The following is a 17968-nucleotide window of genomic DNA, read 5'->3' as shown; positions in this document are numbered from 1 at the left end:
GCATGGATCAGATAAAACCGCTAGGGTTTTCCCTGAAAAATCACAAACGGATGAAATGCTCGCGGTAATGCGCCAGTTCGTCGATGGATTCGTGTACATCGGCCAGTGCGGTGTGCTTTTGCTGCTTCTTGAAATTGGCATAGACCTCGGGCTTCCAGCGACGCGACAGTTCTTTGAGTGTGCTCACATCCAAGTTGCGGTAGTGGAAGAAGGCTTCGAGCTTGGGCATGAACTTGACCAGAAAACGGCGGTCCTGGCTGATGGTGTTGCCGCACAGCGGCGAGCTGTTTTTGGGCAGGTACTTTTTCAAAAAGACCAAAATTTGTTCTTCGGCATCGGCTTCGCTGGTGGTGGAAGCCTTGACTTTGTCGATCAGCCCACTTTTACCGTGCGTGCCCTTGTTCCATTTGTCCATCTGGTTGAGCAATTCATCGCTTTGGTGAATGACCAGCACCGGACCTTCGATGCGCGGCGTGAGGTGAGGGCCTGTCACGATGACGGCGATTTCCAGCAGACGTTCTTTTTCAGGGTCTAGGCCCGTCATCTCGCAATCGATCCAAACCAAGTTTTGGTCGGATTTGGGCAGCTCTGCAGCTTCAGGGGCGGGGGTGAGGGTGTTCGCATCAGACATGCATGGATTGTCGCCGATGCCAGGAGCCCCTTAGCCTTGGGCTTGAATCCCGCCACACGAGACGGCACTCCGAGTGCGCCTTCTACAATGGTGGCATGAATGCATCCTTGACATTGACCTTGACTTTGGTGGTGGCCTTGCTGGCCCACGTGGCCCTCAAGTTCTGGCTGAACGCTCGCCAGGTGCGGCATGTAGCCCGCCACCGCGATGCGGTGCCGCAGGCTTACGCCGACACCATGGCCCTGGCCGACCACCAAAAAGCGGCCGATTACACCCTGGCCAAAGCGCGACTTTCGCAAATCGACATCGCCCAGGACGCCGCCGTGCTGCTGGGCTGGACGCTTTTGGGTGGGCTCGATGCACTCAATCAGGTGCTGCTGGACTGGATGGGCCCTGGCATGGCGCAGCAAATCGCGCTGGTGCTGGGCTTGACGCTGGTCGGCGGTCTGATTGGATTGCCGCTGTCGCTCATGCAAACCTTTGGCGTGGAGCAGCGCTTTGGTTTCAACAAGATCACGCCTGCTTTGTGGCTTGCCGACATGGCCAAGGGGTTGGTGCTGGGTTTGGCGCTGGGCCTGCCGCTTTTGTGGGTGGTGCTGTGGCTCATGCAAGCTGGGGGCGCGTGGTGGTGGCTGTGGGCCTGGGGCGTGTTGGTGGTTTGGCAGTTGTTTTTGATGGCGATTGCGCCCAACGTGATCATGCCGCTGTTCAACAAATTCACCCCCTTGGAAGATGAGTCGATCAAGGCTCGCGTGCAGGGGCTGATGCAACGTGCAGGCTTCACCGCCAAGGGTTTTTTTGTGATGGACGGCAGCCGCCGCTCGGCGCATTCCAATGCGTTTTTCACAGGCTTTGGGGCCAGCAAGCGCGTGGTGTTTTTTGACACCTTGCTCAAGCAACTGAGTCCGGCCGAAATGGAAGCAGTGCTGGCCCACGAGTTGGGCCACTTCAAACACAAGCACATCGTCAAAATGATGGCGACCAGCTTTGCCATGACGTTGGCTGGCTTGGCGCTGCTGGGCTGGTTGGCGCAGCAAGTCTGGTTTTACACAGGCCTGGGTGTGATGCCCAATTTGTCGGGCAGCAACGATGCTCTGGCGCTGGTCTTGTTCATGCTGGTCACGCCCGTGTTCACTTTGTTCTTTGCTCCCGTGTCTTCCTGGCGCTCGCGCCAGCAGGAGTTCGAAGCCGATGCTTATGCCGTGTCGCAAACGCCGGGCAAGGACTTGTCTTCGGCCTTGCTCAAGCTGTACCAAGACAACGCCTCGACCCTCACGCCCGATCCTTGGTATGTGAAGTTCTACTACTCGCACCCACCGGCCAGTGAGCGGTTGCTCAGGATGAAAACCGCATGAGCAAGCCAGAAGTGAGGGCCCTCAAGCCCACTGAGGTGATCATGGCGCTAGGGCAGATTCCGGACTGGCGTTTGTCGGGCGATGGTGAGAACGTCGCCATCGAAAAGACCTTCAATTTTGCTGAACACACACACGCTCTGCTCTTCGTCAACAGCGTGGGGTGGTTGTCTGAAAAGCTCAACCACCACCCAGAACTGGTGCTGACCTACAGGCGTTGCTTGGTGCGCTGGAACACGCACGATGTGCACGGCCTGAGCCGACTCGATTTTGAGGCGGCCACCCAGACAGACTCGTTGTTACCGGCATGATGCGGTATGAATAAACCCAAAGCGCGCCCGGCCTTGCCCCAGGCCCAAGATCTGGAGCCGGGCTTGGTGGTTGCCACCTATGGTCGCCATTGCCTGGTCGAGACACCCGAAGGCCGTCGTCTGATTTGCCACCCAAGAGGCAAGAAAAACCAGGTGGTGGTGGGCGACCAGGTGCTGTGGCAAATAGCGGGTGACGAGGGCAGCATTGAACAACTGAAGGCGCGCCGCAACCTGTTTTACAGGCAAGACGAAATTCGCACCAAATCGTTTGCCGCCAATCTGGACCGCGTACTGATCTTGATCGCGGCCGATCCTGAATACTCAGAAAGTCAGCTTTCTCGCGCCTTGGTGGCGGCTGAGGCCGAACGCATCACGCCCATCATCGCGCTCAACAAAAGCGATCTGGCCCAGCCCTTTGCCCAGGCTTGGGAGCGCTTGGCCCCATACCGTGCCATGGGGTACAGCGTTATGCCGATCAGCCTGAGCCCACGAAGCCCGGTGGCTGACGATGGCGTGGCCGCCTTGTGTGCCCATTTGCAAGGCTTGACCACCTTGGTGCTGGGACCGTCGGGCAGCGGCAAAAGCACCCTGATCAACCGCTTGGTGCCCGATGCGCAGGTGGAAACCGGTGAGATTTCGCTGGCGCTCAACTCGGGCAAGCACACCACGACCAGCACGCGTTGGTACTGGGTGCCAGCGCTCGACACCAGCGCAGAACCGGGTGCCACACGCGGGGCTTTGATCGATTCACCCGGCTTTCAGGAGTTTGGCCTGCACCACATCGAGCCCACCCGCTTGGCCGAATGCATGCCCGATTTGCGCAAACATCTGGGCGGCTGCAAGTTTTACAACTGCACGCATTTGCATGAGCCCGGTTGCGCCGTGTTGGCGCAGGTCGAAACCGCCGAGCACCCCGGCACCATCAGCGTGCGCCGGCACCGCATTTACGCGCAGTTGTTTGAGGAATTGGGCCAGCAGCGATGGTGAGGGGCGGGGTGCTTTGACCGTACCCTCAGTCCAGATTCTTCGCGGATTCAGCCGACCAAGTTGGCCATGGTCAGCAAAGCCACCAGCACCAGCCACATGATGACAGTGCGCCAAACCAGGCCCACCACCTGTGCAAAGTGCGCCACACTGGCCACGCGACCGGGTGTGCTGCTGCTGTCCGCGTTCTCCGGCGGGGTCACGCCCTCGGCGGCGGGTTGCAAAGCAACGCCGCCCAAACGGATGTTGATGGCCCCTGCCGTAGCGGCCAGGATCACGCCATCGTTGTCTTGCGGAAAGTTCTGTGCATGGTGCCGCCAGCCGTCCATGGCGTCTTCAAAGCTACCTACGATGGCAAAGCCCAAGGCCGTCATGCGCGAGGGCAACCAGTCGATCGCCTGCCAAGCGCGTGCCGAGACCGAGCGCAGCACTTCGCTGGGAAAAGAACCATCGGCTGACGGCTCCTGCCAGCGCCGCTGCGCCAATTCGGTCAGTCGGTAAATCACCGCGCCCACCGGCCCCAAGCCGATGATGGACAAGGCGGCGTACCAAAAAAACACACCAAACACATGCCGGTGCGCGGCGATCACCGAGTACTCGATCACATGCCGCACGATTTCGCTGCGTGGGATTTGCCCCACCTGCACCTGCTGCCACTGCGCCAGCAACTCGCGGGCTTTGTTTTCGTCGCCGTTTTCCAGGGCTTCTCGGATGCCGGTGAAGTGGTGGCTGAATTGCCTGAAACCCAGCGTCACATAAAGCAAGGCCACATTCCACAGCACCGCCACCCACCAGCCCAGCGTCCAATCGAGCAGCCAATGCAAGAGCACGGCCAGCAAGGCTGGGGAAAGGACGGTGACGCCCCAAGTCACCCAGGCCTGAGGGCGGGTGCCTGCGTCAAAGGTGCGCACTACCCAGGCCGTCCACTGCTCGACCGCAGCAAAGACCTGGTTATCGGTCTTGAGGGGGCGGGCTTGTTCCAGGACCAGGGCCAGCAAGATGGCAAAAAAACTCATGGCATTCTCATGTGGATGGCGAGGCCACCAGGAAATGGTAAAAATTGCGCAGCATACCGGCCGTGGCACCCCAGATGAAGTGCTCCACCGCCTGCACCTGGCCTTGGGCTGTCGTGCGCTGCTCTTGGTAAGGCATGGAGAACCATTGCCTGCGCGCACCTTGCCAGTCCATGGCGTGGCGGCGGTGGTTGGCCGGGTTCATCAAAAAAGCCAGGGGCACTTCAAACACATCGGCCACCTCATCGGCATTCAGGCGCAGCTCAAATTCGGGTGTGACCAAGCCAATCACCGGCGTTACCCAAAACGAGGTGCCCGTGATGTAAACAGGCAACTCGCCTATGACTTGCACATGGCGGGCTGATAAACCCACTTCCTCTTCGGCCTCGCGCAAGGCGGTGGCCTGCATATTCGCGTCTTCGGGGTCCACCTTGCCACCAGGGAAGGCGATTTGTCCCGAATGGGTCTTCATGTGCGCAGCGCGGTGTGTCAGCAGCACCGTAGGTGACGAGGCTTTTGGGCCACGCATCACGATGGGAACCAAGACCGCCGCCTGCGCTGGGGGGCGGTCTGAGGTGAAGCTTTCTCGCACCACTTCCGGCTGCCAAGCAGGCGGCTGCGCAAACCGAGCTTTCAGGGCATCGGGCTGTAAATCGGCAGTCGGCACAGCGGGCATGTCGTGGTCGATTTGCCAAACCGGGACTTGTCTCGGATCAAAGATTGGATTTTTGGACACAGGCGGTATTTATAACCGACAAGGGCTGGTGCGCTGGCGCTGCCCAGTCGGCGGGTGCCCGTGTCCGCAGGGCGTGACCGTAAAATAGGTGAGTTGCCCTATTTAGCAACGTTACTGGTTTTATACATATGGATTCAAGTCATTTCATGAAACGCGAATATTTTTCTCACGATACCCGTTCCGAACGCCGTTTTGGTGAGCACCGTGGCGGCACTTGTATGGCCTTGATCGATGGCCGCTTTCTGATCTGGTTGGCTCAGCAAGGCGCGATGGGCGCCACCGGTGAATCGGTCAACCGCCAGGGTTTACTCAGCCTGCTGTCCCAGGCCCTGTCACATGCTGCGCTGGATGTGGACCTGCGCCGCATCTACTGGTACAGCGACCGCTCCGATGGCCTGGTCATCGACGACCAAATTGTGCGCTTGGTGCAGGCCCACGATGCCGATGGGGGCGCCTCGCTGCTGCGCTCACTGGGCCACGACCTCAAGCAACTGGCTGAACACCATGCTTGCGACCATGTGCTGGTGGCCAGCGACGACGAGCGCTTTTTGGCCACCATCGATGAGGCCCAACTTAGCGGCTTGAGCGTTCACCTGCTGGCCGACGAGTCGGCCCGCAACATGCCGCAAATGGTGCGCACCGATCCGGGTTGGGCCCGTTTGCTGGCCCAGGCCGACCGCCGTGTGGTCGTTAATTCACAAGCCCTGGCCGACATGCTGCAAGGCAAACTGCCCATCGGCATGGGCTTGGCTGTTGAGGATGTGGAAGAGCTGCGCAAGTCCATGCATGAGGTGATTTCTGCCTGGTGGGCCGACGAACCTGAAGACCTGCGCGAAGACCTGCGTGACGCGCTGCAGATCAGCAGAGGTATTCCTCAGGAAGTCGATCGCCAGCTTTTGTTGCGCATGCGCCAACGATTGGCCCGTGCCTTGAGCCTACCCGAGAAGAAAATGTTGCGCGAAACCTTGCGCCAGGTGGTGACTGGGCCTGCGGCCCCGGCTCAGGTGGAGGGCGATGGTTTACCCCCCGATCTCGACGATTGATCCGGGGCATTGAGACTGGCAGCCCTGACTGGGTCTGCGCCCGTTTGCCTTTGGTTATCTTGGACGTCTCGTTCACGCTGCAGCCACTCCTTGGAGTGGCTGTTTTTTTAACGTCTTTCTGATCTTCAGGATGTGGTTGGGGGCCATTGGGGAGATCTTGACACCCGAACTGTCTATTGATGGTATTTCAATTTGTTGCAATTTAAACAAGTCAAAGTAATAAATACGAATTAAATGCTGATAAATTTCATTCATGCTATCCAGCATGCATAGACAGGAGCATGAACCCATGACCAACGTAGCCCGCTTGACACCTCTGAACTCGCGCCACATCAGCGCCCCAGTGCACCAGGACCACTTCACTTTGGCCATGCACCAGGAAGCAGAAAATGCCTTGGCGATGGCGCTGCACTATTTGCGCTCGAGTGGCAGCAACGTGCCCGGTGCCACACGCAAAGCCGTGCAGGCCCTGGGGGCCTTGAACCGGCTTGAAATGTTGACTGTGGGCTCAGGCGCGCGGACAACAGGACGCGCGTAAAAAAGCCCAGAAGCCTGGGCTTCTGGGCTAGAGCAAGTCGGTGCTGTCCGGCTAAGTCGAGCCTTGCGCACTGAGATTCGCTTTGCTGGCGGGTCTGACGGGCCTGCCGGCACCCACCCTAAAGCCAGCAGCAAAAATCAGGCGTTGGCGTTCGCGTGGTACTGGGTCACGCGCTCAACTTCGTTTTTGGATCCCAGGAACACACTCACACGTTCGTGCAGCTGGCTCGGTTGCAGGTCCAAGATGCGCTGTTTGCCGTTGGTGGCCGCGCCGCCGGCTTGCTCGATCAACCAGCTCATGGGGTTGGCTTCATAGAGCAGACGCAGTTTGCCGGCTTTGTGTGGTTCGCGCTTGTCCCAGGGGTACATGAAGACACCGCCACGCGTCAAAATGCGGTGCACGTCGGCCACCATGGAGGCGATCCAGCGCATGTTGAAGTCCTTACCGCGCGTGCCTTCTTTGCCCTGCAGGCATTCGTCGATGTAGCGGCGCACGGGCTCGTCCCAATGGCGCATGTTGCTCATGTTGATGGCAAACTCTTTGGTGTCGGCTGGCACTTGGACGTTTTCTTGTGTCAGTACGAAAGAGCCTTGTTCACGGTCGAGCGTGAACATGGCTACGCCGTCACCCACGGTGAGGACCAAGGTGGTTTGTGGGCCATAGACGCAATAGCCTGCGGCCACTTGCTGCTTGCCCGGTTGCAAAAAGTCTTGCTCGGTCACGCCTTGGTTGTCATCCGCCTTTTTGAGCACGCTGAAGATGGTGCCAATGCTGACGTTGACGTCGATGTTGGACGAGCCGTCGAGCGGGTCAAACATGAGCAGGTACTCACCTTGCGGATAGCGGTTGGGCACCAAGTAAATGCTGTCCATCTCTTCGGAGGCCATGGCCGCCAAGTGTCCACCCCATTCATTGGCTTCGAGCAGCACTTCATTGGCGATGATGTCGAGCTTCTTTTGCACCTCGCCTTGCACGTTTTCGCTGTCGGCGCTGCCCAGCACACCGCCCAACGCGCCTTTGTTCACGGCGTGGCTGATGCTTTTGCAGGCGCGCGCGACCACTTCGAGCAGCAAGCGCAAGTCAGCCGGAATGTGGCCTTTGTCGCGTTGCTGTTCCACCAGGTAGCGGGAGAGGGAAATTTTGGAGCTCATGTTCATTCCTTAGGTTTTGGCGTCGAGGTCAGGTGCCGCATTTGTGGCTTCGCGAGAGGCCAAACTTCATGCGGCTTTCAGGGCGCGGCTGATGACTTCGCGCACATCGTTCGACAGGTCTGATTTGGCCGCGACGCGTTCGATGGCCACCTTGGCTGCGCTGCGGTAGGGCTCGGCCAAGCGGCTCCAGCGGTCCATCGCGCGGGCCAGGCGTGCGGCCACTTGCGGGTTCATGGCGTCGAGCGCCAGCACCTGCTCGCTCCAGTAGACATAACCGGCCGCGTCGGCGCGGTGAAAACCTGCCGGATTGGCGCTGCAGTAGCTGGAAATCAGGCTGCGGGCGCGGTTGGGGTTGCGCAAGCTGAAGTCTGGGTGCTGCATGAGTTGGCGCACACGCGGCAACACATCGCCGGCACGGTCGGGCGCACTGGCTTGCAGGGCAAACCACTTGTCGATCACCAGGGCTTCGTGCCTGAACATTTTGTGGAACAAAGCCAAGGCGTCTTGCGCCAGGGCATGGCCACTCACCACCAGCGCTGACAAGGCATTGAAGCGATCGGTCATGTTGCCTGCGTCCTTGAACTGCTGGAACACGCGGCCAGGGGTGACTGCATCGCCGTTGTGCACGGCGGCCACGCAGAGCATGGTCATGGCCAAACCCGCCAGAGCCCGGCGGCCGCTCGACTTGGCGTCGGGCGTGTAGGCCCCGTTGTTTTTGTGCGCATCCCAAGCCCATTGCCAGTCGGCTTGTAAGGCGGTGGCCAGTTGCAGGCGCATGTTCTCGCGCAGGGCGTGCACGCGTTGAGGCTCCACAACGTCCAGCTGGTCGGCGATGTAGTTTTCAGACGGCAGCGAGAGCGCCAGGTCTTTGAAGGCCGCGTCCAGCATGGGGTGGCGCAGCACATTGCGTAAAGCGGCCACGAGGGCCTCGGAGAGCACGGGCTGGCCTGTGAGGTCCTTGTTTTGCTGAATGGCCTGCAGGGCGCTTTGCAGCATCAGGCGCTGGCCGGCTTCCCATTGGTTGAAGGCGTCGCTGTCGTGGGCCAACAAAATCAGCAAGTCGTCGGCTGACAAACCGTCTTCCAGCACCACGGGCGCACTGAAGCCGCGCAGCAGTGAGGGCACAGGTTCGCTGTCGATGTTGACAAAGGTGAAGCGGGCGCTGGCTTCTGTCAGCACCAAAGTTTGCTGCATCACTGCGTTGTGGGTGTCCGCCAATTGCAACGGCACAGCAGTCCCATCACGGCCGAGCAGGCCCAGGGTAGCGGGGATGACAAAGGGCGATTTGCTGTCCTGATCGGGGGTGGCTGGGCAGCTTTGACTCAAGGTGAGGGTGTAGCTGCGCTCGGCGGCGTTGTAGCTGCCGGTCGCTTGCAGGCGTGGTGTGCCGGCTTGGCTGTACCAGCGCTTGAACGTGGTCAGGTTCTGTGCCAGTGCCGAGTCAGGGTTGGCATCGGCAATCGCTTGTGCAAAGTCGTCACAGGTCACGGCTTGGCCATCGTGCCGTTCAAAGTAGAGCGCCATGCCCTTGGCGAAACCAGCACGGCCCAGGCTGTCATTGGGCGTGGCCACCAGGGTCTGCATCATGCGAACGACTTCGGAGCCTTTTTCGTAAATGGTGACGGTGTAGAAGTTGTTGATCTCGACGTAGCTGTCCGGGCGAACCGGGTGGGCCATGGGGCCAGCGTCTTCGGCAAACTGCACCGTGCGCAGCACTCGGACGTCTTCGATGCGTTTGACGGCGCGGGCGCTCGCCTCGCCCGCCATGTCTTGGCTGAATTCTTGGTCACGAAAGACCGTGAGACCTTCTTTGAGTGAGAGCTGGAACCAGTCGCGGCAGGTGATGCGGTTGCCCGTCCAGTTGTGGAAGTACTCGTGGCCGACCACAGATTCAATGCCACCGAAATCCATGTCTGTGGCGGTGTTCGGGTTGGCCAACACGTACTTGGTGTTGAAGATGTTCAGGCCCTTGTTTTCCATGGCCCCCATGTTGAAGTCGCTGGTGGCGACGATCATGAAGCGCTCCAGATCGAGCGGCAGACCAAAGCGGGCTTCGTCCCAAGCCACGCTGGCCATGAGCGAGTTCATGGCATGTTCGGTTTTGTCCAGGTCGCCCGGGCGCACGAACACCTGCAGCAGATGCTCTTTGCCACTTCGACTGGTGATGCGCTGCTCGCGAGCGACAAGTTGACCCGCAACGAGAGCAAACAGGTAGCAGGGTTTTTTGTGCGGGTCGACCCACTTCGCAAAGTGGCGACCGTCATCCAGCGCGCCTTGCTCAACCAGGTTACCGTTACTGAGCAGCACCGGGTATTTGGCCTTGTCGGCACGCAGCGTGACGCTGTAGCTGGCCATCACATCAGGGCGGTCCAGGAAGTAGGTGATGCGGCGAAAGCCCTCGGCCTCACATTGCGTGAAGAACGTGCCTTGGCTGACGTACAAGCCCATCAGCTGGGTGTTCTTCTCGGGATTGCATGTGGTGAAAATTTCCAGATCAAAGGCGTCTTCACCTTGAGGCAGGTTTTCTAAAACCAACTGGCCACCGTCTATCTTGAACGAGGTACCAGAACCATTGACGAGCACGCGTGCCAGGTTCAGGTCTTCGCCATCCAGACGCAGCGCCTGGGCCGCAACGCCCGGGTTGCGACGCAGGCGCATCTTGTTCAGAACACGGGTTTTGGCCGGTTCCAGATCAAAGGTCAAATCGACCGTGTCGATCCAAAAAGCTGGGGCGACATAGTCGGCCCGTTGAATCGCTGAGGTTTGTCCTTCACGCATCACTAACTCCGTTTTGTTTGAGGTCTGAGCCGCTCAGAGGCCTTGTTTCAGTGAGGCTTGGATGAACGCATCGAGGTCGCCATCGAGCACCTTTTGGGTGGCCGAGATTTCGACGTTGGTGCGCAAATCCTTGATGCGGCTGTTGTCCAGCACATAGCTGCGGATCTGGTGACCCCAGCCCACATCGGTCTTGGTGTCTTCCAGCTTTTGCTGCTCTTCCAGGCGCTTGCGCATCTCGAAATCGTACAAACGCGAGCGCAGGCGTTGCCAGGCCACGTCGCGGTTGCTGTGCTGGCTGCGGCCGTCTTGGCACTGCACCACGATGCCGGTGGGGATGTGCGTCAGGCGCACAGCCGAGTCGGTCTTGTTGATGTGCTGACCACCCGCGCCGCTGGCACGGAATGTGTCGGTGCGCACGTCAGACGGGTTGATGTTGATCTCGATCGAGTCGTCGATTTCGGGGTAAACAAACAGCGAGGCGAACGAGGTGTGGCGGCCGCCCGATGAGTCAAACGGGCTCTTGCGCACCAAGCGGTGCACGCCGGTTTCAGTGCGCAGCAGGCCAAAGGCGTATTCGCCTTCGATCTTGATCGTCGCGCCCTTGATGCCCGCGGTGTCGCCCGGGGTTTCGTCTTCCACAGTGGCCTTGAAGCCTTTGCGTTCGGCGTATTTGAGGTACTGGCGCAGCAGCATGCTGGCCCAATCGCAGGCCTCAGTGCCACCAGCGCCTGCTTGGATGTCGACAAAGCAGTTGAGCGGATCGGCCTCGTGGCGGAACATGCGGCGGAATTCGAGGTCTTCTACCAGTGCAGTCAATTTGGCGGTTTCCGCCTCGATGGTCAGCAGGCCATCGTCGTCGCCTTCTTCCTTGCTCATCTCGAAGAGTTCAAGGTTGTCGGCCAGCTCGCTGGTCAGGTTGGTGATGGTGACCACCACACCGTCGAGGGCTTTTTTCTCTTTGCCCAGTTCTTGGGCTTTTTTCGGGTCGTTCCAGACCGCGGGATCTTCGAGCGATGCGTTGACGGTTCTCAGCCGTTCAGATTTGGCATCGTAGTCAAAGATACCCCCGTAACTCTTGGGTCCGGGCGCTCAGGTCGGTGAGGGTGGTGCCAATCTGGTTGATGCGTTCTGCGTCCATGGGAAATACTCCGGTTCGGTAAACCGGGCATTTTCTCATGACTTGTCTTTGCAGGCCGCAGCAAGAGTTGATTCACAAGCGTGCACCCTATGGCGGCACACGTACCCTCTATGTCGAGGCTCTGGGGCTGGCAATCAGCTCCAAGTAGCCCCCCAGGGCCTCTTTGCGACAATCTTGGTGTGATCAAGTGATGATGCCAGTCCTTCAGCTCCGACAATCAACGGTGTCAGGCGGATCACTGGTGTTCGGGAAATTCAAAATCAAGTGAGTAAAACGAATCACGTCGGACTTGCTCCATCACGCCCAAGTTTTATCGTGTTTCGCTGATGACTTCGGATCAACCACCACCATGTCAAAAATTTACATCCAAGGCATTGGGCTTGAAACCCTGAGCATCACCGCGCCCCCGGGTGCCGATGGTCCGACCCTCGTTTTTTTGCACGAAGGCCTGGGCAGCGTGCGCATGTGGCGCGACTGGCCCAGCCGCCTTTGCGCCCAACTGGGGTGCGCAGGCCTGGTGTTTTCGCGGCAGGGCTATGGCCAGTCCGACCCCGTGCGCGATGTGCGTGGCCCCTCTGGGCAGTTGGATGGTCAGCGTCATGGGCGTTTGTTGCCCGACTACATGCACCGCGAAGCCTTCGAGGTCTTGCCCGCCTTGCTTGAGGCCTTGGGCATTGAGAGGCCCGTGTTGCTCGGGCACTCGGACGGGGGCACCATCGCATTGCTGCACGCCAGCCGTTTTGATGTGCGCGGCTGCATCGTTATGGCCCCCCACGTCATGGTGGAGCCCATGTCGCTGCAGGCCATTCAACAAGCCCGCCAGGCTTTTGAACAAGGTGCTTTACGCGAGCGACTGGCCGCTTACCACGACGATGTGGATTGCGCTTTTTGGCAATGGAACGAGGTGTGGCTAAGTCCGGCTTTTGCCAGTTTTGACATCCGCGCCGAATTGTCCGGCATCCAGGCGCCCTTGCTGGCCATCCAGGGCGAGGATGACCCTTATGGCAGCCTGGCCCAGATCGAGGACATCGCCCAAGCTGCGCCCCACACTCGTTTGCTCACACTGCCCGACTGCGGCCATTCTCCGCACCGCGATCAAGCCGAGGCCGTGGCTTGCGCGGTGGCCGATTTCATGGCCAGCCTGTCCAGCCTTCGGCCCTGAAGGCCGCCCAGGAAGGTGGCAGCTCAGGGCTTGAGCGCCGCCAAATCCGATGGCGTCAGAAAGCGCCATTGACCAGGGGCCAAATCGCCCAATACCAGAGCGCCGATTTGCGAACGGTGCAAGGCCTCGACCCGGTTGCCCACGGCCGCCACCATGCGCTTGACCTGGTGGTATTTGCCCTCGGTCAGGGTGAGTTTCAGGTGCAATTCGCCCACCGCCTCGCAGGCCGCTGCCCTGACCGGCTTGGGATCGTCGTCCAACACCACACCGCCCAGCAGCTTGGCCACCATGTCGGGTGTGATCGGGTGCTTGGTGGTGACTTCGTACACCTTGGGCACATGGTGCTTGGGCGAGCTCATCTTGTGGATGAACTGGCCGTCATCGGTCAGCAGCAACAAGCCGGTGGTGTCCTGATCGAGGCGCCCCACGGCTTGTACGCCCTGCACCGCCGCCTTTTGCGGACGCTGGCGCAAAGGCGCAGGCAGCAAGGTGTAAATGCTCGGCCAGGTGGATGGTTTTTGCGAACACTCGGTGCCCGCAGGTTTGTGCAGCAACACGTAGGCTTTGTCCAGGTAGGGCCAATCGGTGCCTTGCACCGTGAAATGCAGGTCTTCCAGATCGAAAAATTCACCCGCGTCGGTAACGGTCTGGCCCTGCACTTGCACATGGCCTTGCTGGACCAGGCCCGCGCACACGCGGCGGGTGCCAAAGCCCTGGCTGAACAAAATGTCTTCCAGGCGCATAGGTTTGAGAGGTTTGGCTTTCATGGGGCATGATTGTCGCCTCGAAATTGACCCCATCGCTTGCAGGAGACCCGGCCCATGAGTGCTGCCCTTGAAACGCTCGACCGCATGAACACCGCACTGGCTCAAAGCCAAAATGGCCAACTGGCGCAAAGCGAGATGATTCGCCTGTGGCGCTCACAAGCGGCCTCCTTGGCGCTGCCCGCACGTTTTGACGAGGTGTTGCAGCCCTTGCTCGACCGCATCGAGGCCAGCGTCTTGTTCAGCGAAGAAAGCTGCTCGTTCAGCCAAAAGGACTTGCTCGCGAGCCTGCAGATGTGGGCCGACAAAGCGCGCCTTCGGCTGTCCAGCCAAAGCGCAAGTCAGAATTAAATCGCAGGCTCCGGGGCTGGGGCTGTGTGCAAAGCCAGCCAACGTTCTATCTGCCCTGCGTCGTGCACCAGACGCAGCTCGTCAAAGGCCTGCTGCGCCTCGGGGTAGACCCGGCGCATGTAATTGAGCCACTGTTTGAGCCGCCCCGCCCGGTGCCGCGTGGCCACACGGGCGCTCACACCTTGCCAAAACACCTGCATCAATGCCACCAAGGTGCTCCAGGGCACACCCTGACCCGGTGCGCGGCCTTGCCCTGTGGCCAGGTGGTGGGCAATGGCCAGCGCCAGCCCGGGGTCGGTGACCATGCCGCGCCCGATCATCAGGCGGTCACAGCCCGTCACCTCGCGGCAACGCAGCGCATCGGCCACCGTCCAGATTTCGCCATTGGCCACGATGGGCAAACGCACATGCTGGCGCAAGTCGGCAATGCGGTCCCAGTAGGCAGGTGGGCGATAACCGTGCTCCTTGGTGCGCGCGTGCACCACCAGCTCGCTGGCCCCGGCCGATTCAATGGCTTGGGCGCAATCCTCAGCGCGGCTGTCGTCGTTGTAGCCCAAGCGCATCTTGGCCGAGACCGGGATGTGTGCAGGCACCGCCCGGCGCACCGCTGCCACGATCTGGCCGACCAGCTCGGGCTCGTCCAACAAAACGGCCCCCCCCCGATGCTGGTTCACAGTTTTGGCCGGGCAACCAAAGTTCAGATCAATGCCGTGCGGCTGGAGCTCGGCCAGAGCTGCCGCGTTGTCCGCCAAGCACACCGGGTCCGAACCCAGCAACTGGACTTTGACTGGCACGCCGGCCTTGGTGCGGCTGCGGTTGAGCAACTCCGGCGCGACCCGGATGAAAGCGCGGCGAGGCAAGACCGTGTTGGTCACGCGGATGAACTCAGAGACGCACTCGTGCACCCCACCCACGCGCGTGAGCACATCGCGCAGCGTGTGGTCGAGCAGCCCCTCCATGGGGGCCAGCATGATGTGCATCGTGGGCCGCAAAAGTAGGGCTGTTCGTTCAGCCGAGCTTGCGCTTGAGGCGAACTTCTTCCACTTTCACACCGCCCAGAGGCACGGTGCGGGCGGTGTTCATCTCGCGCTTGAAGCCGGCCAGGTCATGAAAACGCAAGGTGCGCTCGTGCAGCAGCGGCAGCCAGACTGTCACATCGGTGCAGTCCTCGTCTTCCAGGCCTTCGCGGGCAGCATCCCACAAGGCCAGGCCAATGCCTTGGCCAATGCGGTCTGGGGCGGCGTAGATGGCCCAGATCTCGCCGGTGGTGTTTTTGCTTTTCGGGTCGCGCGAGCGGTCAAAGCCCACAAAGCCCACGATCTCACGGCCATCTACCGCCACCATGACTTGTGGCTCGCCATACTCGATCGCCTCTTTCCAAAACGACACGCGTTTGGGCATGGGCGTGGCGTCCCAATGGGCATCGGGCACTTGACCTGCGTAAGCGGCGCGGCAGGCGCTCACATGCAATGCGGCCACAGCAGGCGCGTCTTGGAGGGTGGCAAATCGGACTTGGATATCGGACATGGCTTAAACAGATAAAGAAAAAACAACGCACTTGGGCCACAGGGCTTTCGGCGCAAAACCCGTCATTGTCGCCGCATCGGTTATCTTCAGTGCATGAGGACGTTCAAAAGCAGTCAGAATTTCACCGCACCCAGGCCCGCAGCCCCCCTGGATCATCCCCCAACCCACTTGCACCAGCGCCGCGTCTGGTTCCTCAAAGACCTTTTCAAAGGCCTTTTTTGGGTCGCAGCTGCCTTGGGTGTAGGCCCACTCAACGCCCAAAAACCAGCCCGTTTTGCCGACGACTTGGCCGAGCGCACCCGTGCCTGCACCGCCTGCCATGGCGAGCAAGGCCGCGCCGGGCCTGATGGTTATTACCCGCGCCTGGCAGGCAAACCGGCGGGTTACCTGCACAACCAGCTGCGCAATTTCGCACAAGGCCGCCGCCATTACGACCTGATGGCCCGCTTGGTTGACCCCTTGACCGATGCCTACTTGGGTGAGATGGCACAGTACTTCGCCGATCTGCAGCTGCCCTATCCCGCCCCTGCGGCCAACAACGCCATCACGCCTGAGCGCTTGGCCAAAGGCCAGCAGCTGGTGACGCAAGGCGACGCGACACGCGGCTTGCCCGCTTGCACACAGTGCCACGGCGTGCGCCTGACCGGCGTGCAGCCCAACGTGCCGGGGCTCTTGGGCTTGCCACTGGACTACCTGAACGCGCAGCTGGGCGCCTGGCAAACCGCGCAGCGCCGTGCCCACGCCCCCGACTGCATGGCCGAAATTGTCAAACGCATGCCTGCGCAGGACCTGATTGCCGTGTCGAGCTGGCTGGCTCGACAGCCGCTGCCTGCGGACACCCGGCCTGCCGATCGAGCCCCTGCAGGGCCTGCCTTGCCCGAGGCATTGCGCTGCGGCAGTGCGCCGGAGTTGTCGGTCACAACCGCCAAGCCCCTGAACGGAGGCAAGCCATGAAGCGCATAGGGCAAGGCGTGCACCCGGTCAAACGCCTGGGCTGGGTCACATTGATCAGCCTTCTAGTGCTGGCCTTAGGGGTGGTGTGGGACAACTGGGGCGATTTGGTGGGGCCGCAACCCGACCACACGGCCCTTTCAGCCCCCATCACCGAAACCCAGATCGAACAAGGCAGCTATCTGGCTCTGGCGGGCAACTGCATGGCCTGCCACACCACCCGGGGCGGCACACCTTTTGCGGGCGGTCGGCGCCTCGACACACCCTATGGCGGTGTGTACAGCAGCAACCTCACGCCCGACCCCGAGACGGGCCTGGGCCGATGGACGGCGCAAGACTTCTGGCAAGCCATGCACCGTGGTCGATCCCCCAACGGGCGATTGCTGGCCCCGGCTTTTCCTTACAACCACACCAGCGTCATCTCGCGCCAGGACAGCGATGCCATCTTGGCTTGGCTCAAGACCCTGCCCCCGGTGGTGCAAGCCCAGCCGGCCCACACCTTGGTCTGGCCCGTGGGTACGCAGCCCGCGCTGGCCGTGTGGCGCAGTCTGTTTTTTGAGCCCAGCCCTTTTCAGCCAGACAAATCGCAAAGCGCCGAATGGAATCGAGGTGCTTACCTGGTGCAAGGCCTGGGCCACTGCGCCGCCTGCCACAGCCCACGCAATGCGCTGGGGGCCAGCGGTGCGGTGAACGACTTGTCGGGTGGGCTGATGCCGGTGGCCAATTGGTACGCGCCCGACCTGACGCGCGACGCCGAAACCGGCATGGCCAACACACCCCTGCCCGAGATCGTGCGGCTGCTGCGCACTGGCGCCTCCAACACCGCCCAAACCAGCGGCCCCATGGGCGAAGTGGTGCAGCACAGCCTGCAGCTCTTGAAAGAAACCGACTTGTACGCCATGGCCGTGTACTTGCAATCACGCGCCCAAAGCACGCCCCAGCCGACACCTGCCAAGCCTCAACCTGCACGCATCAGCCTGCAAGTGGCCACACTGGGGGGCAAAGTCTATGAAAACCAATGTCTGCAGTGCCACGGCGAGCAAGGCGAAGGCATGAAGACCGGCTCGGGCGAGGTGGCTTACCCCGCCCTGGCGGGCAACCGGGCCGTGCTGCTGAACGACCCCACCAACCTGGTGCAATTGGTGCTCTACGGCGGCTACGGCCCAGCGACGCAAGGTCATCCTCGCCCCTTCGGCATGCCGCCTGCTTTGCTGGACCTGCAAGACCGCGACATCGCGGCTGTGCTGACCCACCTTCGCACCCGCTGGGGCAATCAGGCCAGCGAGGTCACGCCCTTGCAGGTCAACCGGATCCGGGCAGCACAAGGCGGTTGACAACTTGAGCTGCCTATTGCGAATGGGGGATCGCGGTCGGAGACCGCTCCCACAGAAAACCGCCTCTACCCAGTACGCGGCCCCCCGTAGGAGCGGTCTCCGACCGCGATGATCAGAACCCCAACAGGCTTCTTCACACCCAGCCGGTTGCACCTTGGTGACCTGCCAGGCTTTGCTGGCAGCGACCTTGCGCCTAACATGGCA

Annotated in this window: 18 protein-coding genes; 9 read left to right on the top strand and 9 right to left on the bottom strand. The window is 60.8% G+C overall.

Annotated elements, in window-relative coordinates:
• Positions 1 to 40: 40 nt before the first annotated feature.
• Positions 41 to 631 (bottom strand): oligoribonuclease, encoded by a 591-nt coding sequence (orn, locus tag B9Z50_RS01120; RefSeq protein ID WP_108361867.1) that lies wholly within the window; start codon positions 629 to 631, stop codon positions 41 to 43.
• A gap of 95 nt (positions 632 to 726) precedes the next feature.
• On the opposite strand from orn, the gene B9Z50_RS01115 reads away from it, so the two are divergent.
• The 3 genes from B9Z50_RS01115 to rsgA are packed head-to-tail and all read left to right on the top strand — an operon-like array spanning position 727 to position 3281.
• Complete coding sequence (locus B9Z50_RS01115; protein ID WP_108361866.1) at positions 727 to 1986, top strand: M48 family metallopeptidase; 1260 nt, start codon at positions 727 to 729, stop codon at positions 1984 to 1986.
• Positions 1983 to 2294 (top strand): 4a-hydroxytetrahydrobiopterin dehydratase, encoded by a 312-nt coding sequence (locus tag B9Z50_RS01110; protein WP_108361865.1) that lies wholly within the window; start codon positions 1983 to 1985, stop codon positions 2292 to 2294. Before B9Z50_RS01115 ends, B9Z50_RS01110 begins: the two co-directional genes overlap by 4 nt.
• A 6-nt stretch (positions 2295 to 2300) precedes the next feature.
• Positions 2301 to 3281 carry a ribosome small subunit-dependent GTPase A gene (gene rsgA / locus B9Z50_RS01105; RefSeq protein ID WP_108361864.1) on the top strand — a complete coding sequence of 327 codons (981 nt, stop codon included), beginning with the start codon at positions 2301 to 2303 and terminating at the stop codon, positions 3279 to 3281.
• A 47-nt stretch (positions 3282 to 3328) separates the two neighbouring features.
• Here rsgA and B9Z50_RS01100 read toward each other — a convergent pair whose 3' ends face one another.
• Positions 3329 to 4294 carry a CobD/CbiB family protein gene (locus tag B9Z50_RS01100; RefSeq protein ID WP_108361863.1) on the bottom strand — a complete coding sequence of 322 codons (966 nt, stop codon included), beginning with the start codon at positions 4292 to 4294 and terminating at the stop codon, positions 3329 to 3331.
• A 7-nt stretch (positions 4295 to 4301) separates the two neighbouring features.
• On the bottom strand, positions 4302 to 4967 hold the full coding sequence (locus B9Z50_RS01095) for a CoA pyrophosphatase (RefSeq protein ID WP_199221645.1): 666 nt from the start codon (positions 4965 to 4967) through the stop codon (positions 4302 to 4304).
• 206 nt (positions 4968 to 5173) lie between these two features.
• On the opposite strand from B9Z50_RS01095, the gene B9Z50_RS01090 reads away from it, so the two are divergent.
• Positions 5174 to 6070 (top strand): hypothetical protein, encoded by an 897-nt coding sequence (locus B9Z50_RS01090; RefSeq protein WP_233249702.1) that lies wholly within the window; start codon positions 5174 to 5176, stop codon positions 6068 to 6070.
• 289 nt (positions 6071 to 6359) lie between these two features.
• Positions 6360 to 6608, top strand: a complete 249-nt coding sequence (locus tag B9Z50_RS01080) for a hypothetical protein (RefSeq protein ID WP_233249701.1) — start codon at positions 6360 to 6362, stop codon at positions 6606 to 6608.
• Between the two features lie 137 nt (positions 6609 to 6745).
• Here B9Z50_RS01080 and B9Z50_RS01075 read toward each other — a convergent pair whose 3' ends face one another.
• The 3 genes from B9Z50_RS01075 to prfB form a co-directional block, all read right to left on the bottom strand.
• Positions 6746 to 7759: a class 1 fructose-bisphosphatase gene (locus B9Z50_RS01075; protein WP_108362477.1), complete on the bottom strand. Its 1014-nt coding sequence runs from the start codon at positions 7757 to 7759 to the stop codon at positions 6746 to 6748.
• A 66-nt stretch (positions 7760 to 7825) separates the two neighbouring features.
• Positions 7826 to 10537 (bottom strand): aminopeptidase N, encoded by a 2712-nt coding sequence (gene pepN, locus B9Z50_RS01070; protein ID WP_108361860.1) that lies wholly within the window; start codon positions 10535 to 10537, stop codon positions 7826 to 7828.
• A gap of 33 nt (positions 10538 to 10570) precedes the next feature.
• Positions 10571 to 11675 (bottom strand): peptide chain release factor 2 gene (gene prfB, locus B9Z50_RS01065; protein ID WP_108361859.1). Its coding sequence is split into 2 segments (ribosomal slippage): positions 10571 to 11593 and positions 11595 to 11675, totalling 1104 coding nucleotides; the frame shifts between segments, so codons are not numbered across the junction.
• Between the two features lie 349 nt (positions 11676 to 12024).
• Between prfB and B9Z50_RS01060 the strand changes: the two genes are divergently transcribed.
• Positions 12025 to 12837: an alpha/beta fold hydrolase gene (locus B9Z50_RS01060; RefSeq protein WP_108361858.1), complete on the top strand. Its 813-nt coding sequence runs from the start codon at positions 12025 to 12027 to the stop codon at positions 12835 to 12837.
• A 23-nt stretch (positions 12838 to 12860) separates the two neighbouring features.
• On the opposite strand, the gene B9Z50_RS01055 is transcribed toward B9Z50_RS01060, so the two are convergent.
• The gene (locus B9Z50_RS01055; RefSeq protein ID WP_108362476.1) at positions 12861 to 13580 is read right to left on the bottom strand and encodes a 16S rRNA pseudouridine(516) synthase; all 720 of its coding nucleotides are present in this window, start codon (positions 13578 to 13580) and stop codon (positions 12861 to 12863) included.
• A gap of 78 nt (positions 13581 to 13658) precedes the next feature.
• Here B9Z50_RS01055 and B9Z50_RS01050 point away from each other — a divergent pair, with 78 nt between their 5' ends.
• Positions 13659 to 13952 carry a hypothetical protein gene (locus B9Z50_RS01050; RefSeq protein WP_108361857.1) on the top strand — a complete coding sequence of 98 codons (294 nt, stop codon included), beginning with the start codon at positions 13659 to 13661 and terminating at the stop codon, positions 13950 to 13952.
• Here the strand turns inward: B9Z50_RS01050 and B9Z50_RS01045 are convergent.
• Both B9Z50_RS01045 and B9Z50_RS01040 read right to left on the bottom strand, forming a co-directional pair.
• Positions 13949 to 14932, bottom strand: coding sequence for a tRNA-dihydrouridine synthase (locus B9Z50_RS01045; protein ID WP_108361856.1), 984 nt, complete (start codon positions 14930 to 14932; stop codon positions 13949 to 13951). The genes B9Z50_RS01050 and B9Z50_RS01045 overlap by 4 nt on opposite strands.
• A 28-nt stretch (positions 14933 to 14960) precedes the next feature.
• Complete coding sequence (locus tag B9Z50_RS01040) at positions 14961 to 15479, bottom strand: GNAT family N-acetyltransferase (protein ID WP_108361855.1); 519 nt, start codon at positions 15477 to 15479, stop codon at positions 14961 to 14963.
• Positions 15480 to 15647: 168 nt separating this feature from the next.
• Between B9Z50_RS01040 and B9Z50_RS01035 the strand changes: the two genes are divergently transcribed.
• Both B9Z50_RS01035 and B9Z50_RS01030 read left to right on the top strand, forming a co-directional pair.
• On the top strand, positions 15648 to 16433 hold the full coding sequence (locus B9Z50_RS01035) for a cytochrome c (RefSeq protein ID WP_370463037.1): 786 nt from the start codon (positions 15648 to 15650) through the stop codon (positions 16431 to 16433).
• A complete protein-coding gene (locus B9Z50_RS01030) occupies positions 16430 to 17764 on the top strand; it encodes a c-type cytochrome (RefSeq protein ID WP_233249700.1) in 1335 nt (444 codons plus the stop codon). The genes B9Z50_RS01035 and B9Z50_RS01030 overlap by 4 nt, the downstream gene beginning before the upstream one ends.
• The last annotated feature ends 204 nt before the right edge of the window (positions 17765 to 17968 follow it).

The organism is Limnohabitans sp. Bal53 (assembly GCF_003063355.1).
In the GTDB taxonomy this organism is placed as follows: Bacteria; Pseudomonadota; Gammaproteobacteria; order Burkholderiales; family Burkholderiaceae_C; genus Limnohabitans_A.
The sequence above is the reverse complement of the archived record's forward strand: the minus strand, read 5'-3'. Positions and strand labels throughout refer to the sequence as shown.

Bases quoted from the DNA above. Each gene is read 5' to 3' on its own strand.
- orn (WP_108361867.1), bottom strand. From the start codon at position 631: ATGTCTGATGCGAACACCCTCACCCCCGCCCCTGAAGCTGCAGAGCTG.
- B9Z50_RS01115 (WP_108361866.1), top strand. From the start codon at position 727: ATGAATGCATCCTTGACATTGACCTTGACTTTGGTGGTGGCCTTGCTG.
- B9Z50_RS01110 (WP_108361865.1), top strand. From the start codon at position 1,983: ATGAGCAAGCCAGAAGTGAGGGCCCTCAAGCCCACTGAGGTGATCATG.
- rsgA (WP_108361864.1), top strand. From the start codon at position 2,301: ATGAATAAACCCAAAGCGCGCCCGGCCTTGCCCCAGGCCCAAGATCTG.
- B9Z50_RS01100 (WP_108361863.1), bottom strand. From the start codon at position 4,294: ATGAGTTTTTTTGCCATCTTGCTGGCCCTGGTCCTGGAACAAGCCCGC.
- B9Z50_RS01095 (WP_199221645.1), bottom strand. From the start codon at position 4,967: ATGCCCGCTGTGCCGACTGCCGATTTACAGCCCGATGCCCTGAAAGCT.
- B9Z50_RS01090 (WP_233249702.1), top strand. From the start codon at position 5,174: ATGAAACGCGAATATTTTTCTCACGATACCCGTTCCGAACGCCGTTTT.
- B9Z50_RS01080 (WP_233249701.1), top strand. From the start codon at position 6,360: ATGACCAACGTAGCCCGCTTGACACCTCTGAACTCGCGCCACATCAGC.
- B9Z50_RS01075 (WP_108362477.1), bottom strand. From the start codon at position 7,759: ATGAGCTCCAAAATTTCCCTCTCCCGCTACCTGGTGGAACAGCAACGC.
- pepN (WP_108361860.1), bottom strand. From the start codon at position 10,537: ATGCGTGAAGGACAAACCTCAGCGATTCAACGGGCCGACTATGTCGCC.
- B9Z50_RS01060 (WP_108361858.1), top strand. From the start codon at position 12,025: ATGTCAAAAATTTACATCCAAGGCATTGGGCTTGAAACCCTGAGCATC.
- B9Z50_RS01055 (WP_108362476.1), bottom strand. From the start codon at position 13,580: ATGCGCCTGGAAGACATTTTGTTCAGCCAGGGCTTTGGCACCCGCCGC.
- B9Z50_RS01050 (WP_108361857.1), top strand. From the start codon at position 13,659: ATGAGTGCTGCCCTTGAAACGCTCGACCGCATGAACACCGCACTGGCT.
- B9Z50_RS01045 (WP_108361856.1), bottom strand. From the start codon at position 14,932: ATGCACATCATGCTGGCCCCCATGGAGGGGCTGCTCGACCACACGCTG.
- B9Z50_RS01040 (WP_108361855.1), bottom strand. From the start codon at position 15,479: ATGTCCGATATCCAAGTCCGATTTGCCACCCTCCAAGACGCGCCTGCT.
- B9Z50_RS01030 (WP_233249700.1), top strand. From the start codon at position 16,430: ATGAAGCGCATAGGGCAAGGCGTGCACCCGGTCAAACGCCTGGGCTGG.